General features: G+C 68.7%; 19 protein-coding genes and 1 other RNA gene. 7 read left to right on the top strand and 13 right to left on the bottom strand.

What is annotated here, in order from left to right; genetic code table 11:
• Window position 1: 1 nt before the first annotated feature.
• The 10 genes from AC1RRW_RS12080 to AC1RRW_RS12035 all read right to left on the bottom strand — a co-directional run bounded on the left by AC1RRW_RS12080 (window position 2) and on the right by AC1RRW_RS12035 (window position 11710).
• Window positions 2-1135 (bottom strand): FtsW/RodA/SpoVE family cell cycle protein, encoded by a 1134-nt coding sequence (locus AC1RRW_RS12080; RefSeq protein WP_492901010.1) that lies wholly within the window; start codon window positions 1133-1135, stop codon window positions 2-4.
• A 609-nt stretch (window positions 1136-1744) separates the two neighbouring features.
• On the bottom strand, window positions 1745-3175 hold the full coding sequence (gene murD / locus AC1RRW_RS12075; protein ID WP_492901009.1) for a UDP-N-acetylmuramoyl-L-alanine--D-glutamate ligase: 1431 nt from the start codon (window positions 3173-3175) through the stop codon (window positions 1745-1747).
• Between the two features lie 4 nt (window positions 3176-3179).
• Window positions 3180-4262, bottom strand: coding sequence for a phospho-N-acetylmuramoyl-pentapeptide-transferase (gene mraY / locus AC1RRW_RS12070; protein WP_492901008.1), 1083 nt, complete (start codon window positions 4260-4262; stop codon window positions 3180-3182).
• An 18-nt stretch (window positions 4263-4280) separates the two neighbouring features.
• Window positions 4281-5705, bottom strand: coding sequence for a UDP-N-acetylmuramoylalanyl-D-glutamyl-2,6-diaminopimelate--D-alanyl-D-alanine ligase (locus AC1RRW_RS12065; protein WP_492901007.1), 1425 nt, complete (start codon window positions 5703-5705; stop codon window positions 4281-4283).
• Entirely contained in the window at window positions 5702-7156 is a 1455-nt protein-coding gene (locus AC1RRW_RS12060) for a UDP-N-acetylmuramoyl-L-alanyl-D-glutamate--2,6-diaminopimelate ligase (RefSeq protein ID WP_492901006.1), read from the bottom strand. The genes AC1RRW_RS12065 and AC1RRW_RS12060 overlap by 4 nt, the downstream gene beginning before the upstream one ends.
• 78 nt (window positions 7157-7234) lie before the next feature.
• Window positions 7235-8998, bottom strand: coding sequence for a peptidoglycan D,D-transpeptidase FtsI family protein (locus AC1RRW_RS12055; RefSeq protein ID WP_492901005.1), 1764 nt, complete (start codon window positions 8996-8998; stop codon window positions 7235-7237).
• Window positions 8995-9384 (bottom strand): cell division protein FtsL, encoded by a 390-nt coding sequence (ftsL, locus tag AC1RRW_RS12050; protein ID WP_492901004.1) that lies wholly within the window; start codon window positions 9382-9384, stop codon window positions 8995-8997. The genes AC1RRW_RS12055 and ftsL overlap by 4 nt, the downstream gene beginning before the upstream one ends.
• Window positions 9381-10427: a 16S rRNA (cytosine(1402)-N(4))-methyltransferase RsmH gene (gene rsmH, locus AC1RRW_RS12045; protein WP_492901003.1), complete on the bottom strand. Its 1047-nt coding sequence runs from the start codon at window positions 10425-10427 to the stop codon at window positions 9381-9383. The genes ftsL and rsmH overlap by 4 nt, the downstream gene beginning before the upstream one ends.
• Complete coding sequence (locus AC1RRW_RS12040; RefSeq protein ID WP_492901002.1) at window positions 10424-10900, bottom strand: division/cell wall cluster transcriptional repressor MraZ; 477 nt, start codon at window positions 10898-10900, stop codon at window positions 10424-10426. The genes rsmH and AC1RRW_RS12040 overlap by 4 nt, the downstream gene beginning before the upstream one ends.
• Before the next feature lie 342 nt (window positions 10901-11242).
• On the bottom strand, window positions 11243-11710 hold the full coding sequence (locus AC1RRW_RS12035; protein WP_492901001.1) for a MarR family winged helix-turn-helix transcriptional regulator: 468 nt from the start codon (window positions 11708-11710) through the stop codon (window positions 11243-11245).
• A gap of 194 nt (window positions 11711-11904) precedes the next feature.
• On the opposite strand from AC1RRW_RS12035, the gene AC1RRW_RS12030 reads away from it, so the two are divergent.
• Window positions 11905-12327 carry an organic hydroperoxide resistance protein gene (locus AC1RRW_RS12030; RefSeq protein ID WP_492901000.1) on the top strand — a complete coding sequence of 141 codons (423 nt, stop codon included), beginning with the start codon at window positions 11905-11907 and terminating at the stop codon, window positions 12325-12327.
• A 164-nt stretch (window positions 12328-12491) separates the two neighbouring features.
• On the opposite strand, the gene rnpB is transcribed toward AC1RRW_RS12030, so the two are convergent.
• Both rnpB and AC1RRW_RS12020 read right to left on the bottom strand, forming a co-directional pair.
• An RNA gene (gene rnpB / locus AC1RRW_RS12025) (RNase P RNA component class A) lies at window positions 12492-12908 on the bottom strand.
• Between the two features lie 53 nt (window positions 12909-12961).
• Window positions 12962-13741: a lytic transglycosylase domain-containing protein gene (locus tag AC1RRW_RS12020; protein WP_492900999.1), complete on the bottom strand. Its 780-nt coding sequence runs from the start codon at window positions 13739-13741 to the stop codon at window positions 12962-12964.
• 375 nt (window positions 13742-14116) lie between these two features.
• Here AC1RRW_RS12020 and AC1RRW_RS12015 point away from each other — a divergent pair, with 375 nt between their 5' ends.
• From AC1RRW_RS12015 to AC1RRW_RS11990, 6 genes are all read left to right on the top strand, one after another.
• Window positions 14117-14866: a TerB family tellurite resistance protein gene (locus AC1RRW_RS12015; protein ID WP_492900998.1), complete on the top strand. Its 750-nt coding sequence runs from the start codon at window positions 14117-14119 to the stop codon at window positions 14864-14866.
• A gap of 7 nt (window positions 14867-14873) precedes the next feature.
• Entirely contained in the window at window positions 14874-15662 is a 789-nt protein-coding gene (locus AC1RRW_RS12010; RefSeq protein ID WP_492900997.1) for an N-acetylmuramoyl-L-alanine amidase, read from the top strand.
• A gap of 124 nt (window positions 15663-15786) precedes the next feature.
• Complete coding sequence (locus tag AC1RRW_RS12005) at window positions 15787-17454, top strand: hypothetical protein (RefSeq protein ID WP_492900996.1); 1668 nt, start codon at window positions 15787-15789, stop codon at window positions 17452-17454.
• Window positions 17455-17458: 4 nt separating this feature from the next.
• Window positions 17459-18217 (top strand): ABC transporter ATP-binding protein, encoded by a 759-nt coding sequence (locus tag AC1RRW_RS12000; RefSeq protein WP_492900995.1) that lies wholly within the window; start codon window positions 17459-17461, stop codon window positions 18215-18217.
• On the top strand, window positions 18214-19446 hold the full coding sequence (locus AC1RRW_RS11995; RefSeq protein ID WP_492900994.1) for an ABC transporter permease: 1233 nt from the start codon (window positions 18214-18216) through the stop codon (window positions 19444-19446). Before AC1RRW_RS12000 ends, AC1RRW_RS11995 begins: the two co-directional genes overlap by 4 nt.
• Before the next feature lie 102 nt (window positions 19447-19548).
• Window positions 19549-20505 carry a diguanylate cyclase domain-containing protein gene (locus AC1RRW_RS11990; RefSeq protein ID WP_492900993.1) on the top strand — a complete coding sequence of 319 codons (957 nt, stop codon included), beginning with the start codon at window positions 19549-19551 and terminating at the stop codon, window positions 20503-20505.
• Between the two features lie 36 nt (window positions 20506-20541).
• Here the strand turns inward: AC1RRW_RS11990 and AC1RRW_RS11985 are convergent, their stop codons facing one another.
• The gene (locus AC1RRW_RS11985; RefSeq protein ID WP_492900992.1) at window positions 20542-21111 is read right to left on the bottom strand and encodes a flavodoxin family protein; all 570 of its coding nucleotides are present in this window, start codon (window positions 21109-21111) and stop codon (window positions 20542-20544) included.
• Between the last annotated feature and the right edge of the window lie 31 nt (window positions 21112-21142).

Genomic DNA, 21142 nt, shown 5'->3' with positions numbered 1-21142 from the left:
GTCAGCGTCCGTGCTCGCCATACCCCGTGGCGCGTGGCCGCTTGCGCGTCAGCGCCAGCAGGAAGCCGGTGCTGATCGCCAGCGAGAGCAGCGACGAGCCGCCATAGGAGACGAAGGGCAGCGTCATGCCCTTGGCCGGCATCATGCGCAGGTTGACCATCATGTTGATCGCCGCCTGAATGCCGAACAGGAGCGCCAGACCCGTTACCGCCAGCCGCATGAACGGGTCCTCGGCCTTCTGCGCGACAGAAAGCGACCGCAGCACGATCAGCGCAAAGAGCATCACCAGCAGGATGCAGACGACGATGCCGAATTCCTCGGCCGTCACCGCGAAGATGAAATCGGTGTGGGCGTCCGGCAGGATGCGTTTGACGGTACCCTCGCCCGGCCCCTTGCCGAGCCAGCCGCCTGCCGCAAAGCTCTCCAGAGCCGTGTCGATCTGAAATGTGTCGCCGGAGCCCTTGTCCATGAACCGCTCGATACGGTCGCGCACATGCGGCACGAGTTGATAGGCGATCAGGATGCCGAATGCGCCTGCCCCGCCCAACCCCAGCACCCAGAACCAGTGCAGGCCGGCGACGAAGAACAGCCCGCACCAGACCAGGCTGACCAGCACGGTCTGGCCGAAATCGGGCTGCAGCACGAGCGGCGTGATTGCCAGCGGCAGTAGGAGGAAGGCGAGCCAGGTGCCCGGCAGGTCGGGCCGGCGCGTGCCTTCCGCGAAGGCCCAGGCCGAGAGCACGACGAAGGCCGGCTTCATGAATTCCGAGGGCTGCATCGAGCCGAGCGGCCCCAGCGTCAGCCAGCGCCGCGCGCCCTTGACCTCGACGCCGAAATAAAGCGTCGCCACCACCATGGCGAGCGAGACGATGAAGATCAGCAGCGCCGCCCGGCGCACCTGGCGCGGCGACATGAAGGAGACGCCGAGCACGATGCCGAGCGCCGCCAGGAGATAGACTGCCTGGCGGTTGACGAAATGGAAGGTCGGGAGCCCCAGCCGCTCGGCCACGGGCGGCCCGCCCGCCATCAGCAAAACGACGCCAGAGACCATCAGCGCGACGAGAGCGCCCAGGATCACCCGGTCGACAGACCACCACCAGCGACCGCTGAAACTGGGTTCCGCGCGCGAGACCATGAATCGCTCCGATATCGTTCAAGGCGCGGCCGGGCCACGCCTTCGTAGCGAATCATACTGTCAACGAATGGTTAAGCGTTTGATTCCAATCGGCAGCGTCGACCATACCCGAACTCGTCGGGATGTCTCGCCAGACAGCCGACATCACCCGGCCGACAAGCTATGCTTCGTGCCATGGTCACCCGCGATATGGCGCGAACCGGCGCGGAGGTATCGTGGCCTGGGCGCGCCGCCGGCCGGGGCAGGTCACGACCAGTCCGACGAGCGTCTTCGCGGAGTTTCAGGTCTTGAGCCTGGCGAATCCGGCCGCACGCTCGAAGGGTCGCGGTGAACTTTCGGCTCTGGAAGTGCCCAACGCGGCCGTGGCCGACGCAGCTTCGTGTGCTTGCCGCCAAAGCGCGTGATCGCCCTGTCGACCGGCGATCTGCTCCATGAACTCGAGCAGGCGCCACATTCAATCGAGCGACAGGTTTCTCGATCCTGCGGCAAGCAAGGAACGCAATATCGAGGCGCAGCCTGGTCTGAATGACGATGATGCCGCTCGCACGACATTCCGAGCGCCTCTCGAAAAGGCCGCGACACGGGCGGCTGATGTGGCGATGGCGCGCGCTACCGCGCCACGAACGGCGCAAATCCCGGCAGCGCCGTCACCAGCCCCCGGAACGCCTCCCCGCGCGCCTCGAAATTCGGGAACTGGTCGAAGGACGCGCAGGCCGGCGAGAGCAGCACGGCGATCTCGCCCGACCCGCCATGCGCCAGCGCATCGCGGGTCGCGGCCGCCACCGCGACGTCGAGGGCGCCGCAGCGCTCATGGGTCACGTTGCCGGCCGCCTCGAAGGTCCGCGCGAACAGGTCGCTCGCGGCTCCGATCAGATAGGCTTTCGCGATGTTGGGGAAATAGCGCGTCAGACTTTCGATGCCGCCCTCCTTCGCCTTGCCGCCCAGGATCCAGAAGATGTCGCGGAAGGAGGTCAGCGCCTTCTCGGTCGAGTCGGCATTGGTCGCCTTGGAATCGTTGATGAAGACGACGCGGCCGATCCGGCCGATCTCCTCCATCCGGTGCGCCAGTCCCGGATAGCTCCTGAAACCCGCCGCGATCTCGTCCGCCGACAGACCGAGAGCGAAGCAGGCGGCGAAGGCGGCCGCCGCGTTCTGGGCGTTGTGCGAGCCACGCAAGCTGCCGATTCCGGCAAGGTTGGCCACGATTTTCGGCTTGCCGTCGCGGACCTGCACGATGCGGGTGTCGAGCGCACCGGCATTGGCGGCGATGCCGGCGAAGACGCCCTCGCCGAGCGGCTGCTCGCCGCTGATCTTCACCAGCGGCCGCCCCGACGCCGCGCGCCGCCGCGCCATCTGCTTGGACGCCTCGTCGTCGACGCCGACCACCGCGATATCGGCGCTCGCGACCAGCCGCTCCTTGATCGCGCCATACGCCTCGAACGTGCCGTGCCGGTCGAGATGGTCGGGCGTCAGGTTCATCTGGATGCCGACGGTGGGGCCGAGCGAGGGCGCGAGATCGATCTGGTAGCTCGAACATTCGATGACGTGGATGCGGTTCGCGGCCGGCGGCTCCAGCGCCAGCACGGCGACGCCGATATTGCCGCCCATCTGCACGTCGCGGCCGGCGCTGCGCAGGACATGCGCGATCAGCGCCGTGGTGGTCGACTTGCCGTTGGTGCCGGTGATGCAGACGACCGGGGTATCGGGCGCGCTCGCCGCACGCTCGCGGAAGAACAGCTCGATGTCCCCGATGACGGGGATGCCGGCGGCCCTCGCCTTCTCCACCGTCCAGTGCGGCTGCGGATGCGTCAGCGGGACGCCGGGCGCCAGCACCAGCGCGACGAAGCCTGACCAGTCGGCGCTAGCGAGATCGACGACCGCGATGCCTGCGCTCACCGCCTTGTCGCGGCTGGCCTGGCTGTCGTCCCAGGCCGCGACCCTCGTTCCGCCCGCCACGAGCGCGCGCGCGGTGGCGAATCCCGATCCGCCAAGCCCGAACAGGGCGACCTGCTGCCCGGCGAAGACCGTGACCGGCGTCATCGGATCAGCGCAGCTTCAGCGTCGACAGGCCGACCAGCGCCAGCACCACCGAGATGATCCAGAAGCGGATCACGACCTGCGGCTCGGTCCAGCCGAGCTTCTCGAAATGATGGTGGATCGGCGCCATCAGGAAGACGCGCCGGCCGGTGCGCTTGTAGACGAAGACCTGGATGATGACCGAGAGAGCCTCCAGCACGAACAGCCCGCCGACGATGGCGAGCACGATCTCATGCTTGGTCGCGACCGCGATGGTGCCTAGCAGCCCCCCTAGGCCGAGAGAGCCGGTGTCGCCCATGAAGATCTGCGCCGGCGGCGCGTTGAACCAGAGGAAGCCGAGCCCCGCTCCGATCAGCGCCCCGCAGATCACCGAGAGTTCGCCCACGCCGGGCACATGGTGGATCTGCAGGTAGTTGGCGAAGATCGCGTTTCCGGTGAGATAGGAGATGAAGCCGAAGGTCGCCGCCGCGATCATCACCGGGACGATGGCGAGCCCGTCGAGCCCGTCGGTCAAATTGACGGCATTGCCCGCCCCGACGACGACGAAGGCCGCGACCAGCGGGAACATAAGCCCGAGCGGCACGATCAGTTCCTTCAGGAACGGCATGGCGAATCCCGACGAGATCGCCGGCGGGCCGACCTGCATGATGGCGGTGCAGGCGACGAGCGCGATCGCGACCTCGAGCGTGATCCGCGCCTTGCCCGAGAAGCCCTTGTGGGACTGCTTCGTCACCTTGAGATAGTCGTCGTAGAAGCCGATAGCGCCATAGGTCGCTGTCACCATCAGCACGATCCAGACGTAAGGATTGCGCAGATTGCCCCAGAGCAGCGTCGCGGCGAAGAGCCCGGTCAGGATCATCAGCCCGCCCATGGTCGGCGTGCCCCGCTTGGCGAGATGCGACTCCGGTCCGTCGACGCGGATCGGCTGGCCCTTGCCCTGCTTGATGCGCAGCCAGGAGATCGCGGCCGGGCCGAAGAAGAAGACGAAGAGCAGCGCCGTCGCTGTCGCCCCGCCGGTGCGGAAGGTGATGTAGCGAAACACGTTCAGGACCGGGAACGTGCTCGAGAAATCGGCCAGCCAGACGAGCATCTTTCAGTGACTTTCGTTCTATTCGTCCGCAGGCACGGCCGGGAAGCGCGCCGTGATCGACTTGACGATCGGCCCCATGCGCGAGCCGAGCGATCCCTTGACAGTGATGACGTCGCCGGCCCGGATCGCGTCCAGCACGAGCGGCTCCAGCCCGCTCGCCGCGCCCGCATAAGCCCCCCTGACGGTGGAAGGCAATCCGTCATAGAGTCCGCGCATCAGCGGCCCGCAGGCGAAAACCTTGTCGACCCCATTGGTCAGGACGGCGTCCGCCAGTTCCTCATGCAGGGCCGGCCCGCTCGGACCGAGCTCGAGCATGTCGCCGAGTACGGCGATGCGCCGTCCGCGACCTGCGACCGGGATGCGGCCGAGATTCTCGAGCGCGGCGCGCATCGAGGCCGGGTTGCCGTTATAGCTTTCGTCGATCAGCGTGAACGGACCGCCCGGCGCCTGCAGGCTCTGGCGCGCGCCGCGCCCGGTCGGCGGGGCGAGATCGCCCAGCGCCAGGGCGGCCAGCGCGAGATCGGCCCCCAGCGCTTCGACCGCCGCCAGAACGGACAGCGAATTGAGGACGATATGCTTGCCCGGGCTGCCGAGGCGGTAGGTGACCGGCTGGCCGTGGATCACCGCGTCGACGGTGGAGACGGCCGGCTTCAGCGCGCAGGACAGCAGCCGCACATCGGCGTCCGGGCTCTCGCCGAAGGTGACGATGCGCCCTGCCGGCCCCGCCTCGGCGAGCCGGCGCAGCTGCGCCGTCTGCGGAATGTCGGCGTTCAGGATCGCGGCGCCCCCCGGTTTCAGCGCGGAGAAGATCGAGCCCTTCTCCTCGGCGATGCCGTCGAGCGAGGAAAACGCCGCCAGATGCACAGGCTGCACCGTCGTGACGATCGCGACATCCGGCATGACGAGCTTCGCCAGCGGCAGGATTTCGCCGGGATTGCTCATGCCGATCTCGTAGACGCCGTAGCGCGCATCGGCCGGCGTTCGGCACAGCGTCAAAGGCACGCCCCAATGATTGTTGTAGGAGGCGACCGGCGCATGGGTCTTGCCCTGGCGCGACAGCACGAGCCGCAGCGCTTCTTTCGTGCCGGTCTTGCCGACCGAGCCGGTGACGGCGACGACGCCGGCCTTCAGCTCGGCGCGGCGGGCGACGCCGGCCCGCTCCATCGCCTTCAGCACGTCGGGCACGACCGCATAGGGACCGGCTCCGGCGAACGCGGCCGCATGCGCCTCGTCGATCACGGCGAGACCGGCGCCCTTCTCCAAAGCGCCTGCGACGAAATCATGCCCGTCGCGCGCCTCGCCCCGGATCGCGAAGAAGGCCTCGCCGGGCTCGATCGTGCGCGTGTCGATCGAGGCTCCGGTCACGGTCGCCGGCATCGCGCCGACGAGCCGCGCGCCCAGCGCCGACGCCAGCTTCTCGCCGCTCCACAGGGGCGCGCTCATCCGTGAATCTCCGCGATGGCTGCCCTGACGGCCTCGTGATCCGAGAAGGGCAAGGTGCGATCGCCCACGATCTGGCCGCTTTCATGGCCTTTTCCGGCGATCACCAGAAGATCGCCCCGCCCGAGCAGGCCGACTCCATGGCGGATCGCCTCCGCACGGTCTCCGATCTCGGCGAGCCTGGGCGATGCGGCCATGATCTCGGCCCTGATCGCGGCAGGATCCTCGCTGCGCGGGTTGTCGTCGGTGACGATGGCGATGTCGGATTTCTCGGCCGCGATCGCCCCCATCAGCGGGCGCTTGCCCTTGTCGCGGTCGCCGCCGCAGCCGAAGACGCAGATCAGCCTGCCCGTCGCATAGGGCCGCAGCGTCGACAGAACGGCAGCTAGCGCATCGGGCTTATGGGCGTAATCGACGATGGCGAGCCCGCCATTGACCTCAGCCACACGCTCCAGCCGGCCGGCGACGCCTGTCAGCCCGGACATGGCGGCGAGCGCCGCATCGCCATTCTCGCCAGTCGCGATCGCAAGCCCTGCGGCGACCAGCGCATTGCCGGCCATGAAATCCCCGACCAGCGGCAGCACGATCTCGCGCTCCCGGCCGCCATGGGCAACCGTCAGGCGCTGGGCAAAACCGTCGCGGGCGCCGGCGACCAGTCTCAGCGTCTCTCCCCTGCGCCCGACGCTGATCAGGCGGTGACCGGCGGCCGACGCGGCCTCGGCCGCCTCGGCCGCATACGGCTCGTCGCGGTTGATCACGGCCGGCGCGCCCGGCGGCAGCAGCCGCCAGAGCCGCATCTTGGCGGCGAGATAGTCCTCGACGGTCGGATGATAGTCGAGATGGTCGCGGCCGAGATTGAGGAAGGCTCCGGCCTCGAGGCGCACGCCGTCGAGCCGGCGCTGGTCGAGCCCGTGCGAGGACGCCTCCATCGCCAGATGCGTGACGCCAGTCCGCGCCAGCCGGTCGAGCGAGGCGTGCAGCGAGAGCGGGTCCGGCGTCGTCAGCGAGCCGTAGTCCGCGCCCTTCGACGTCACCACGCCGATGGTGCCGAGGCTCGCAGCCTCATGCCCGAGCGCCGCGAAGATCTGCCGCGTGAAATCGGCGACCGAGGATTTGCCGCTGGTGCCGGTCACGGCGACGATGGCGCCGGGTTGACGCGGATAGACGACGGCGGCCGCCAGCGAAAGGGCCAGCCGCGGATCGGCGACCCGCGCAAAGGCGACGCCTTTGGGGAGATCGGCGGGTTTCGGTCCGCAGGATACGATGGCGCTCGCGCCACGCGCGACGGCGTCGGTGATGAAGCGCGCCCCGTCCGCCTTCGCCCCGGCCAGCGCGACGAAGACCGCGCCCGAAGCCACCTTGCGACTGTCGAAGGCGACGCCCGCCACGACGCGTCCCGCCTCGGCGGGCGAAAACGCATCCGGAAAGAGCTCGCCGAGGCGGTAAGAGGACATCGTCAGGTCTCGATTCGGCAGGACACGACCCTTTCAGCCCTCATGCCGAGGGGCAAGCCATGGCCCGTCGATCCGGTCTCAGCGCGTGCCCCATGCTCCGAGCCTGGCCATAAGCGGGAAGGGTGCGACCGGCGCTTCGAAGCGCGGCGGCAGGCCGAGGATCGGCGCGGCGCGCTCGATCACCTTGCCGGTGGTGATGCCGGCGTTCCAGGCGGCGGTGGAGTAGCCGCCGCTCTCGGCATAGCCCTTTGGCTCGTCATAGATCGAGAGGAAGAGGTAGCGCGGCTTGTCGGACGGCACGATCGCCATGAAGGTCGTGAAGTTGCGGTTCTTGGCGTAGCGGCCGTTGATGACCTTTTCGGCCGTGCCGGTCTTGCCGCCGACGAAATAGCCGGCGACGTCGGCCTTGCGGGCCGAGCCGCGCTCGCCGTTGAGCCGCATGATGAAGCGCATCGCCTCGGAGGTCTCGGGCTTGATGACGCGCACGCCGAGCTTGCTCGCTTCTTCCTGCGAGCGCTTGATGAAGGTCGGCGGGATCAGATTGCCGCCATTGACCAGCGCGGCGACGGCGGCAAGCGCCTGGATCGGCGCGACCGCCAGCCCGTGGCCGAAGGCGATGGTGGCGGTGTTCAACTCGCCCCAGCGGCCGGGCACGATCGGGGCGGCGCTTTCTGGCAGTTCGGTGCGCATCCGGTCGAGCTGCGCCATCTTGGCCAGGAAGGCCTTGTGGCCCTCGACGCCGACCGAGAGCGCCATCTTGACCGAGCCCATGTTGGAGGAGTTCACGAACACCTCCGGCACGGTCAGCGTGCGGCCGGTGCCCTTGTATTCGCGGATCACCTGGCTGCCGAAGCGCATCATCCCGCCGGCGGTCGAATAGGTCGAGTTGATGTTGGCCTTGCCGGTATCGAGCGCCATGGCGACGGTGAGCGCCTTGAAGGTCGAGCCCATCTCGTAGACGCCGACACTGATCCGGTTGATCCGGTCCTTCTCCTGCGCGTCGGTCGGCGTGCTCGGGTCGTAGTCGGGCAGCGAGACCAACGCGATGATCTCGCCGGTGTTGACGTCCATGATCGCGCCCGCCGCCGCGATGGCGCGGTATTTCTCGATGCCCTTGACCAGCTCCTCGCGCAGCAGATGCTGGACGCGCAGGTCGATCGAGAGCTGCACCGGCTTGAGGTCGGAGGCCTGCGTCGCGAGCCCCGCCCCGTTCAGGTCCTGCAACCCCTGCGAGTCGATGTATTTCTCGATGCCGGCGATGCCGACATTGTCGATGTTGGCATAGCCCAGCACATGGGCGGCCGCCGGTCCGTTGGGGTAGACGCGCTTGTTCTCGGGCACGAATCCGACGCCCGGGATGCCGAGGCGATGCACCTCGGCCTGCTGGCGCGGCGTGATCTCGCGCTTGACCCAGACGAAGCCCTTCTTGGTGGCGAGCTTGTCGCGCAGGTCCTTGGCGTCGAGATCGGGCAGGACGGCGGTCAGCAGTTCGGTCGCCTCGTCCTTGTCGAGGATCTTGCGCGGCTCGGCGAAGACCGAAACCGTGCGGATATCGGTCGCCAGCACGCTGCCTTCGCGGTCGACGATGTCGGGACGGGCCGCCGAGATCGCGGTCGAGGTCGCGCGCCGCAGGCCGACCTGCTCGTTGGGCGCGATCGCAAGCATGACGAGGCGGGCGGTGATGGCGATGAACAGCGCCGAGAAGCCGAGGATGACGATGCCGACGCGCGGCTGGCTCTTCTCGCCGCTCATCCGGAAGATGGCGCGCAGCCAGCCGAGACGGGGGCGGCGCGGCGCCGCTTGAGCCTGCTGGGCGGGCTCGATGATCGAATTCTCGCTCATGGGCGGGCTCCGGGCGTGGTGACGCCGCTGGCTTTGCGGTCCTTCGGGGTCTCGGTCGGCAGGCCGAGGCCCAAATCCTCGAGCTTGCGGCCGATCGCATCGACCTTCGGCCCGCGCTCGGGGATGTCGGAGGCGCGCACCACCTGGCCGATCGCGAAGGGCTGCAGGTCGAGATGGCTGTCGGCCAGCGCCTGCAGCCGGTCGGGCCGGCTGAGATAGGACCATTCGGCCTTGAGCACGGCGATGGCGTCGCGCTCGCGCTGCGTCTTCGCCTTGAGCTTCTGGAGCTGCTCCGCTTCCAGGATCGTCTCGTATTTGATCGTGTAGGCGTAGAGCGCCGACGAGACGAGCGCCCCGATCGCCACGACATGCAGCAGCTTGATCATGCCGATGGCCTCCGCCGGGCTTGAGGATCGGGAACCTCGGACAGCGCGACGAGCGACGGCTCGGCCGGACTCGCCGGACGATCGGTGCGTTCGGCGGCGCGCAATTTGGCCGAGCGCGAACGCGGATTGGCTCGCATCTCGGCCTCGGATGGCGCGGTCGGCCCCCGGCTTACGAGCGTAAAGGTCGGCTCCGCGGCCGCGACCGCCGGCGCATGGCGCGAGCCCGCCGGGGCACGGCCCGAGCGCGCGCTCAGGAACTGCTTGACGATTCGGTCCTCCAGCGAGTGGAAGGTCACCACCACGAGCCGCCCGCCGGGTTTGAGCACGGCTTCGGCGGCGTGAAGCGCACGCACCAGTTCGCCGAGTTCGTCGTTGACCGCGATGCGCAGCGCCTGGAACGTCCGCGTCGCGGGGTTGGCTCCGCCGGGCTCGGCCCTGACGATGCCGGCGACGAGATCGGCGAGTTGCTTCGTGGTCTCGATCGGACCCTTGCGCCGCGCCTCGATGATGGCGCGGGCCACGGCGCGCGAGCGGCGCTCCTCGCCGTAATGGTAGAGGATATTGGCGATCAGCCCCTCCTCGGCCTCGTTGACGAGGTCGGCGGCGCTTCGCCCATCGCGTTCCATGCGCATGTCGAGCGGGCCGTCGAAGCGGAACGAGAAACCGCGCCGTGCTTCGTCGATCTGCATCGACGAGACGCCGATATCGAGCGCCACGCCATCGAGCGGGACCATTCCGAAGCGTTCCGCTTCCTCGGCCAGTTCGCCGAAGCGCGCCTGCGACAGCGTCAGCCGCCCCGCCATGTCGCTGACGAGACCGGCCCCGCCGGCGATCGCGCCCGGATCGCGGTCGAGCCCCAAAAGCGTTGCATCCGGCGCGGCGTCGAGGATGGCGCGGGCATAGCCGCCGCCGCCGAAGGTGCCGTCGAGATAGCGCCCGCCCGCTTTCGGCGCGAGCGCGGCGACGACCTCGTCGAGCAGGACCGGGATATGGCGTCCGCTTTCGCCGACAGCCGTCTCCTCGTCGCGCCCACGCCGCGTCATGACGCGCCGCCCCCCGACGGGCTCGCGAGCGCGCCAAGAGAGCGCCTGACGTCGCGCAGCCGCGACCGCGCCGTCTCCAGATGCGCCTGGAACCGTGAAGGCTCCCAGATCTGGAATTTGTGTCCCTGCCCGACGAAGGTCACCGTGTCGCCGATGCCGGCATGCGCCTTCAGCGCCTCGCCCAGCATGATGCGGCCTTCCGGATCGACCTTGAGCACCTCGGAGGCGCCGTTCAGCGCCGTCGAGAGCAACTCCCATTCCTCCGAAAAGGGCGAGAAACGCGCCAGCATGTCGTCGATCGTCTGGCGCAGCGCCAGCCCGCCGGCATCGATCGCGGCGAGCTCCAGCGCGGGGTGGACGTAGAGCCCCTCGTAGCCGTCCTTCGCCAGGACGGCGCGAAAACCCGCGGGGATGGAGACGCGGCCCTTGGCGTCCAGCCGGTTCGTGAAGTTCGAGACGAAGCGGTCCGTCAACGCCGCCCCCCGGCCACACTACGAGACCTGACCGCGCCGGAAAGGACGCGGACGCGATACCCCGTCGAAGCCGGCAAAGCGCGTCCTTGAGCCGAAATCCGCGCGGCACACGGACCTTGACCTGAGCTTTGCCTGCCGGTTTCGACGGGGTGATTTGGGATAGCATGGGCCTATATGGGCGTCAATGGAATCGCGTTTCCGGACAGTCGATAGACGACCGCCGGAGCATCACAGCCCGTTAAGGTTAAGTATCCGTAAGCATGCGAAGTTTGGTCGGCGCGCAGGCGGCATGATCGCGCGCGCCGTGCAAAAACCGGCATTTGGCATGTGCATTTTCGCAGGTCACGCCTTGCCGGCGGCCGCGCTCAGCAGGGCGACGCGCAGGGCGCTCAGTTGCGTGGCCAGCCGCTCATGGTCGGCGGGAGCCTGAGCGATGGCTTTCCCGATCGCCTCGGGCACGCAGCGGCCCTTTTCGCGCATCGCCTCGCCAGCCTGTGTCAGCAGCAGGCGGACCTGCCGCTCATCCTGACGGCTGCGCTCGCGCCGGATCAGGCCGGCCGCCTCCAGCCGCTTCAGCAGCGGCGTCAGCGTGCCGGAATCGAGCGCCAGCCGCTCGCCGACCGCCTTCACGCCGAGCCCGTCGCATTCCCACAGCACCAGCATGACCAGATATTGCGGATAGGTCAGGCCAAGATCGGACAGCACCGACCGATAGAGCCGGTTGAAGGCATGGCCGGTGAGATAGACCGCGAAGCAGAGCTGGTTTTCGACCTGTGGCGTCGATGGCGCCGGAACCGCAGACTCCGCCATGACGTTCCTCCCGATGAAAGTCGCCTGCCGGATCGAAGCGCGCGGCGCGGGCACGCCATCAACACCGCGTGAGCGCGCGTTTCGATCGTTGACAATTAGATTGTGCGCTATCTATTTTGATCCTGCAAGGGGACGGTAGCCGCGACTTCGAGGCGACGCCGGCCCGCTTCCGACAACGGCGAAGGAGCAATCCGATGAAGATCCTCTACACCGCGCATGGGTCCGCCACCGGCGGCCGCGAAGGCAAGGCCGCGACCGACAGCGGCAATGTCGACCTCGTGCTGAACACGCCGAAGGAACTCGGCGGCGGCGGCGGCGACGGCGCCAACCCGGAGCAGCTCTTCTCGATCGGCTATTCGGCCTGCTTCCTCGGCGCGCTGAAATTCGTCGCCGGCAAGGAGAAGGTGAAAATCCCGGACGACGCCAGGGTCTCGGCCGATGTCGGCATCGGCCCGCGCGACGACGGCCAGGGCTTCGGCATCGCGGTCAAGCTGACGATCTCGGTTCCGGGCGTCGACAAGGCCGTGGTCGAGGACCTCGTCCAGAAGGCCCATGTCGTCTGCCCCTACTCGCACGCGACCAAGGGCAACATCGACGTCGACCTCAAGGTCGCTTGAGCTAACGCTCGGCCTGCGACGGCCGAGGCCGATCGGAAATTCGCTCCGGAGAGGTAGCTGGAGCGAAGGTCGAGAACCGGAGCGGAGCGGACATTGGTCCGTGAGCACCGGAAGCGCGGATCACCGCTTCAGATGCCCGCCGGAGTAGAATTTACGACGGTCGAGGCGCCAGCCGGCCTGTAAGCCGGGTTCTGGATGGCCGGGATCGCTCCCGGCGTGACGGCCATTCCTCTGGGACGCGCATCGCTGCGCGCCTCGAGCAACCAACCCGGACGACAAGGCCGCGGAAACAGGCCCCCCTCCCCTCGCGGAGAGAGCATCGTCCCTATTCGGTTTTGCTCCCGGTGGGGCTTGCCATGCCGTCCCCGTCGCCGGGTCCGCGGTGCGCTCTTACCGCACCTTTTCACCCTTACCTCGCCGGAAAAGCCGAAGCTCTCCGGGCGAGGCGGTCCGATCTCTGTGGCGCTTTCCCTGGGGTCGCCCCCGCCGGACGTTATCCGGCACCGTGTTTCCGTGGAGCCCGGACTTTCCTCCCCCGGAAGAATATGGACTCTTCCGGGAGCGGCCGTCCGGCCGACTGGCGGGAAGGCTAGTGCGCGCTGTGAGGACCTGCGTCAAGCGCGCAGGCCACTGCTCAGCTGCGCGCGCTGATGGTGCGGACCTTGGCGCAGTAGGCGCGGTTCGCGCCGCTCATGCGCTCGCTCATATGGCCGTTCTGATATTTCATGATCGTGCGGCAGGTGTCGCCTCCGGCCATGCGATAGGCCATGGCGAGATATTTCATGCCGAAACGGGCATTGGTTTCGGCATCGAGCAGGCCGCCGGGGCTGCCGTCATAGCCCATGCCGCGCGCCGTCTGATGGCGGATCTGCATCAGGCCGTAATTGCCGGCATTGGCGGCGCGGGGATTGTAGCGGCTCTCGACCCGCACCACCGCGTCGGCCAGCGCGAAGGGCACGCCATTGGCGGCGGCATGGCGCGCCACCAGGGCCTGGAGCCCGGCGGCGCCGGCTGGCGCGGCCAAAGCGGGAGCAGTCGCGACGACGGGAGTGGGCTTGGCGGCAGGCGTGGCGGCCACGGGAGGAACAGGCGCTCCCCGCGAGCCGATCGGATCGATCTGGACGGTCGCCTGCATCGAACGCTGGAACGCGGCCCGGGCTCGCTCCACGGCCGAGGGGCTCGCCGATTTGGCGGAGGCTTTCGGGGCCTCGGCGTTCGGCTTGACCGCGGGCCGGCTCTCGCTTTCGCCTGCCTCGGCGGCGTCCGGACCGGCCGTCTTGGCGCGCTCGATCTCGGCCTGCCTGACGATGAAATCGCGGGCGCCGGTTTCGCTGTTGACGTCTGCGAGGGATGACTGGGAACTCGCCAGGCAAACGGCGAAGGCAGCGAAGGCATAGGAGCGCTTGGTCAGCATCTTTGCGGACGCCTTTCATTCCGGAGCATGTGAGGATGAGCGGCCTGATGCTGGTGGAATGTGGTCATAATCTGACGCATCCAAGCGTATTCGCGCGGCGATATTTTATCTTGACCCGACAGATATTTTACTTGGAACAGCAATAGTCGCAAGTTTTCGCCGAACCACCCCTCTGGCGCCGATTCGCGCTGACCCAAGGAGAGCATCGGCGCGAAGACCTGCCGCATTCCCGACTTAATTGAGCGTTTCGCCGTGAAAACCGCCGCGCGCCCGGCCTTGTCGCGCGGCGGCGGGTCGCGCTAAGGCTGAAGGGTCAAGGCCGGACGCCATGGCGCGAAGGGCGCGCGGGACCGTCGGCCGGGAGACGCCGCGACCATGGTATCCTCCTTCTGGGGCCTTCTCGGCGGCGGCGGCGTCGGCTTCGTGCTCGGCGGCCCGCTTGGCGCGCTGCTCGGCGCGCTCGCCGGCCATGTGCTGGTCGACCGCGAAGGCGCGCCCTTCGGTCCGGCCCCGCGCGAACTCGTCTTCACCACCGGGCTCGTCGCGCTCTCCGCCAAGATGGCGCGCTCGGACGGCGTCGTGACGCGCGACGAGGTCGCGGCGTTCGAGCGCATCGTCAATGTGCCCGACGGCGAGCATGAACCGATCGCGCGGCTGTTCGATCTCGCCAAGCAGACCAGCGCCGGCTTCGAGGCCTATGCCGGCCAGATCGCGGAAGCCTTCCGCGACGAGCCGGCGCTGCTGGAGGACGTGCTCGACGGGCTGTTCCTGATCGCCGCCGCCGACGGCGCGATCCACGAGGCGGAACATGCCTATCTCCAGCAGGTCGCGGCGATCTTCCGCATCGACGAGACAGGCTTCGCACGGATCGAGGCCCGCCATATGCGCCGGCCCGACGACCCTTATCTCGTGCTCGGCGCGTCCCGCGAGATGAGCGACGCCGACCTGAAACAGCATTACCGCAGGCTGGTCGCGGAAACCCATCCCGACCGCGAGATCGCGCGCGGCCTGCCCGCCGAGGCGGTGGCGATCGCGACCCGCCGCCTCGCCGCGATCAACGCCGCCTGGGATGCGATCGAGCGCGAGCGCGGCGCGGCCGCCTCCCGCGCGATCCAGCCCGCCTGACGCCGCCATGAGCGCGGCCAGCCCCGACAGCCGCTTCGCGGCGAAGGTGTTTCCATCGCCCAACCACGGCGAGCGCAAGCCAGCCGCACCCGACGGCGCGCCGCGCCGGCCGGACATGCTGATCCTGCACTACACCGGCATGCCGGATGCCGGCTCCGCGCTGCAATGGCTCTGCAATCCGGTCTCGCAGGTCTCCTCGCACTACTTCGTCTTCGAGAACGGCCATGTGCTCCAGCTCGTGCCGGAAGCCCGCCGCGCCTGGCATGCCGGCGCTTCGCACTGGGCCGGCGAGACCGACATCAACTCCTGCTCGATCGGCATCGAGATCGCCAATCCCGGCCATCCCGGCGGCCTGCCCGTCTTCCCGCCGGAGCAGATCGCCGCGACGCTGAACCTCTGCCGCGACATCTGCGAGCGCTGGTCCATTCCGCCCGAGCGCGTGCTCGGCCATTCCGACATCGCGCCCGGCCGCAAGATCGACCCCGGCGAGAAATTCCCGTGGCGGCATTTCGCGCAAGGCGGCGTCGGCCTGTGGAGCGAGCCCGCGCCGATCCGCGGCGGACGGTTCCTGTCGAAAGGCGAAAGCGGCCAGCCGGTCGAGGCGCTGCGGGCGATGTTCGCGATGCTGGGCTATGGCGTCGCGGTCGACGGCGTCTTCGACGAGAGGCTCGAGGCCGTCGTCGCCGCCTTCCAGCGCCATTGGCGGCCCGACAAGGTCGACGGCGTCGCCGACGCCTCGACGATCACAACGCTGCGCGACCTGCTCGCGGCGACGCAAGACGCTCGGACGGCCTGATCCATGTCGCGCATCTTGCAGCAACATTGCCGCAGTTTAACTCGCCTGACATGACGGATTCTGGCATTGTCCGGCGCATAGGGCGCATGGTCTGGACCAGATCCGCGCCGGATGGGGAACGACCTTGCGCAAATGGCTCATCGGATCGGGATTGGCGGTTCTTGCGCTTGCCGCCGGTTACTGGACGCTGCGTCCTTCCGGCGGCTCGGCCAATGAGCAGGCCTATCGCACAGCCGCGCTCGATCGCGGGCGGATCACGGCGGCCGTGCGCGCCACCGGCACGCTGACGCCGGTTACCACCGTGCTGGTCGGCTCGCAGCTTTCGGGCCAGATCGTCGAGATCCTCGCCGACTATAATTCGCAGGTGAAGGCCGGCCAGGTCGTGGCGCGGCTGAACAGCGACCAGATCAAGACCAAGCGCGATGCGGCCGAGGCCGATGTCGCCCAGTCGCGGGCCGATCTCCTGGTCAAGCGCGCCCAGCTCGACCGCGCCCGCTCGACGCGGATCAAGGCGAACTCGACGGTCAAGGACATCGAAGCGCAGCGCGACCGCGCCGCGGCGCAACTCGCGGATGCGAAGCGGACCTTCGAGCGCCAGACCGAGCTGTTCTCGCGCGGCGCCGGGTCCCAGCAGATTCTCGACACCGCCCGCACCCAGCTCGAGGTGCAGACCGCAGCGCTGGCCTCCGGCGAGGCGCAGATCGCTTCGGCCAAGGCCGAGCTGAACGGACTTGACGCCGACATCCTGCTGGCCGAGGGCCAGGTCAAGTCCGGCGAGGCGCTGATCTCGCAGCGCGACGCCACGCTGAAAGGCATCCTGATCGACCTCGAGCGGACCGAGATCCGCTCGCCGGTCGATGGCGTCGTGGTCCAGCGCCAGGTCGATCTCGGCCAGACGGTCGCGGCCTCGCTTTCGACCCCGACGCTCTTCCAGATCGCACAGGACCTGCGCGTCATCGACATCTACGCCAACGTCGACGAGGCCGATGTCGGCCGCCTCAAGACCGGGCAGGCCGTCACCTTCAGCGTCAACGCCTATCCCAACCGGACCTTCGAGGGCCGGGTCGAGATGGTCAGGCTCGGGGCGCAGACGATCCAGAACGTCGTCACCTATACCGGCGTCGTCCGTGTCCAGAACCGCGACATGGCGCTGCTGCCGGGCATGACCGCCAATCTCCAGGTCGTCACCGAGGATCGCAACGACGTTCTCCGCGTCGCCAACGCGGCGCTGCGCTTCCGCCCGGCCGGCGCGGCGGCTGGCTCCACACCGGCTGCGGCACCAGCCGCCACAGGCGAGGAGCGTGGCGGACGCGGCGGCAACCGCGCAGGCGCGGCGCTGCGCGAGCGCATCGAGACCGAATTGCAGCCGACGCCGGAGCAGAAGCAGGCGATCGCCGCCGTGCTGCAGGAGCGCCGCGCCGGGGGCCGCGAGGCCATGGCCGGCCTCTCCGAGGAGGAACGCCGCGCCGCCTTCCGCTCGGCCCGCATCGAGACGATGACGAAGGTCGCAGCCGTGCTCGACCCCGAGCGCAGGGCGAAGTTCGAGGCGATCATGCAGGAGGGCCGTCCCGCCGGACAGCCGGGCTCGCCCGGCCGCGTCTATGTGCTGGACTCCGGCGGCCAGCCCAAGCCCGTCCCGGTGGCGCTCGGCCCGACCGACGGCGCCTATACCGAGATCGTCTCAGGCGAGTTGAAGGACGGCGCGCAGGTGATCGTCGGCGGCGGCCCCCGCCCCGTCGCGCCGGCAGCGCCAGCCGGCGGCCCGCCGGCGCGCGGTCCGAGATTGTTCTGACGCGATGCCCCTGATCGAAGCGCGCGAGCTCTCCCGTGTCTACGACCTCGATTCAGGCCGCGTCACGGCGCTCGACCGTGTCTCGCTCGACATCGAGGCCGGCGATCTCGTCGCGGTGATGGGCCCGAGCGGCTCGGGCAAATCGACCTTCATGAACCTGATCGGCTGCCTCGACCGGCCGACCGGCGGACATTACCGCCTCGACGGCGTCGCGGTCGAGAGCCTGCCGGGCGACAGGTTGGCGGAGCTGCGCAACCGCAAGCTCGGTTTCGTCTTCCAGCAGTTCAACCTGCTGCCGCGCGTCGACGCCTGCGCCAATGTCGAATTGCCGATGGTCTATGCCGGCGCCGACGGCAAGACCCGCAAGGCGCGTGCGCTCGCGGCGCTCGGTCGCGTCGGGCTGGCCGAGCGCGCGCATCATCGGCCGATGCAGCTCTCGGGCGGCCAGCAGCAGCGCGTCGCCATCGCCCGCGCGCTGGTCAACGAGCCGCGCCTGCTGCTCGCCGACGAGCCGACCGGCGCGCTCGACAGCCGCACCGCGCTCGAGATCCTGGCGCTGTTCCAGGATCTCAACGGCGAGGGCGTCACCGTCGTCATCGTAACTCACGACGCCGAGGTCGCGCGCCATGCCAGCCGCGTCATCCGCTTCCGCGACGGCCACCTGCTCTCCGACCAGCGCCAGCAGGCCGCCGACGCACGCGAGGCGCTGGCCGCGCTCGACGCCGGCCACGCCGTCGAGCCCGAGCCGGAGTTCGCGGCATGAGCCTGATCGAGGCGATCCGCTCGGCGCTCTCCGCGATCGGCGCGAACGCTTTGCGCTCGGCCCTGACCATGCTCGGCATCATCATCGGCGTCGCCGCCGTCATCGCCATGGTCGCGATCGGCTCGGGCGCGCGCGAACGCGTCACCGCGCAGATCAAGTCGCTCGGCGCCAACCTCGCCATCATCCAGTCCGGCAACGTCACGCAGGGCGGCGCGCGGCTGGGCGCGGGAGCCTCCTCGACCCTGACCGACGAGGACGCGAGCGCCGTGCTGCGCGAGGTCGACGGCGTCGTCGCCGCCGCACCCGTGATCGTCACCCGCGCCCAGGCGATCTATGCCGGCGCGAACTGGTCGACGCAGATCACCGCGACCGACCTCGACTTCTTCGCCGCGCGCGAATGGGATGTCGCCGACGGGCGCCTGTTCGAGCCCGAGGAACTGCGCCGGGGCGAGATCGTCGCGATCATCGGCCAGACGGTGGCGAAGAACCTGTTCGGCGAGCAGAACCCGCTCGACCAGCAGTTCCGCATCCGCAACGTGCCCTTCAAGGTCATCGGCGTGATGGCGCCGAAGGGCCAGTCGGCGCTGGGGCAGGACCAGGACGACGTCATCTTCTTGCCGCTCGACACCGGCCGCCGCCGCATCGTCGGCAGGAACTACGCCCGGGACCGCTCGGTCCAGACCATCATGGTCAAGTTCGAGAGCGAGCAGGCGATCGCGCCCGGCATCGAGCTGACGCGCGCCCTGCTGCGCCAGCGCCACCGCCTGACCGAGGACGCCGACGACGACTTCATCGTCCGCAACCTGACCGAGATCGCCAACACCGCGACCGCCGCCGCCAATACGCTGTCCTGGCTCCTGGCGGCGGTGGCGGCGGTTTCGCTGCTCGTCGGCGGCATCGGCATCATGAACATCATGCTGGTCTCGGTGACCGAGCGCACCCGCGAGATCGGCTTGCGGCTCGCGGTCGGCGCGCGCCAGCGCGACGTGCTGGCGCAATTCCTGATCGAGGCGACGACGCTCGCCACCATCGGCGGCGCGGTCGGCATCGCGCTCGGCATCGGGGCGGCGCTGACCATCGCCAACATCGCCGGCTGGCCCTCGGTCGTGCAGATCGAGACGATCCTGATCGCGGTCGGCGTCTCGGGACTGATCGGCGTCTTCTTCGGCTTCTATCCGGCGCGGCAGGCGGCGCGGCTCGATCCGATCGAGGCGCTTAGGCGCGAATAGACTCTGCTCAGACCTCGTTAACCAGCCTTGTCCTAGTCTTGGGCCCGGACGACGGGTCAAGACCCCGTCGCACGGCTTGCCGCGCCCGAGACCGAGGTTCCCTTGACCCGAAACCTTCTCGCCGCCGAAGAAGCAAGGCGTCTATACGATCAGGCCGCCGCGCTCGCCGGGATCGGCGCGTGGGAATGCGATCTGTCGACGCAGGCCCTGACCTGGACCGACGGCGTCTACGACATCTTCGGCCTGCCGCGCGGCTCGACTTTGCATCGGCCTTCGGCCGCCGCTCAATATGCCGACCAATCGCGGGCCCAGATGGAGCGGCTGCGCGCGGAGGCGATCGTCACCTGCGGCGGCTTCCGCCTCGACGCCGAGATCATGGGAGCCGACGGCGTCTCACGCTGGATGCGGCTGAGCGCCCGCGTTGACGAGGCTCATGGGCGGCCGTCGCGGATCTATGGCGCGAAGCAGGACATCACCCAGGAAAGGGCGTTGTGGACCGGGCTGAAGCAACTGGCCTATAGCGACCCGCTGACCGGCCTCGCCAATCGCCGGGCTTTCGAGAGCCAGTGCGACGAGCTTCATCGTCGCGAGACCGAAACGATGGGGCTCTCCGCCCTGGCCGTCATCGACGTCGATATGTTCAAGCAGATCAACGACCAGTACGGCCACGCAGCCGGCGACGAATGCCTGCGCCAGATCGCGGTGCGGCTCGGCCATGCGCTCGGCGATGCGCTGATGGTCGCGCGCATCGGAGGCGACGAGTTCGCGGCGCTGCTGCGCCTGCCGCTCGGCCGGCCGCATCTCGACCTGACCCTCCAGCACACCCTGCGGATGCTGTCCTGCCCGGTCTACTGGAACGGCGCGCCGATCGAGATCGCCGTCTCCATCGGCGCGGCGATCCTGAAGCCGTCGCATCGCCGCGATCCGCCGAGGCTCTTCGCCGAGGCCGATTCGGCGCTTTATCTCGCCAAGGCGTCCGGCCGCGGCCAGGCCCGCCTGTTCGGAGATGCGGTCGAAACGCCCGTCCCGCGGATGGATCGGGCTTTCGCCCTGTCCTGAAAACGGCCTTCGGCGAGCGAAACTCCGTCGGCTTTCTCAGCCCTTCACGCTCGCCACGACCTCGGCGACGTTTCTTCCGAAGGCCTCGGCGGTCTTCAGGTCGCCCGGCACCATCTCGTCCACGCCGGCGTCGGAGGGCGAGGTCACGAGCAGCCCCTGGTAGCCGCCGAGATTGTTGAGGTCGTCGCGCGTATGCGCCTTGGCGTTGGACGGGTGCATGCCGCTGCCGGTCCAGAGCATCTTGTGCTGGGCCGCGAGCAGCGCGAGATAGGCCATGGTCGAGCCCTTGTCGCCGTTCAGCGTCGCCGAATTGGTGAAGCCGGCCGCGACCTTGCCCTTCCAGTCCATCGTGTACCAGGGCTTGCTGGACGCGTCGGCGAACTTTTTGAACTGCCAGGACACCATGCCCATATAGGTCGGCGAGCCGAAGATCACGCCGTCGGCGGCCTTGATGGTCTCCCAGGCGGAGTCGGGCAGGTTGCCCTCGGCGTCGATCGCGACGAGATCGACGCTGGCGCCGGCCGAGGCCGCGCCCTTCCGGACATGCTCGGCGACCTTGGCGGTATGGCCGTAGCCGGAATGGAAGACGATGGCGATCCTGGTCATGTGAGCCCCTGTCGGATGGTTGCGTTCGATG

This window comes from Allobosea sp. GW821-FHT12C12, from assembly GCF_058807355.1.
This window is presented reverse-complemented; position numbering and strand designations above follow the sequence as displayed.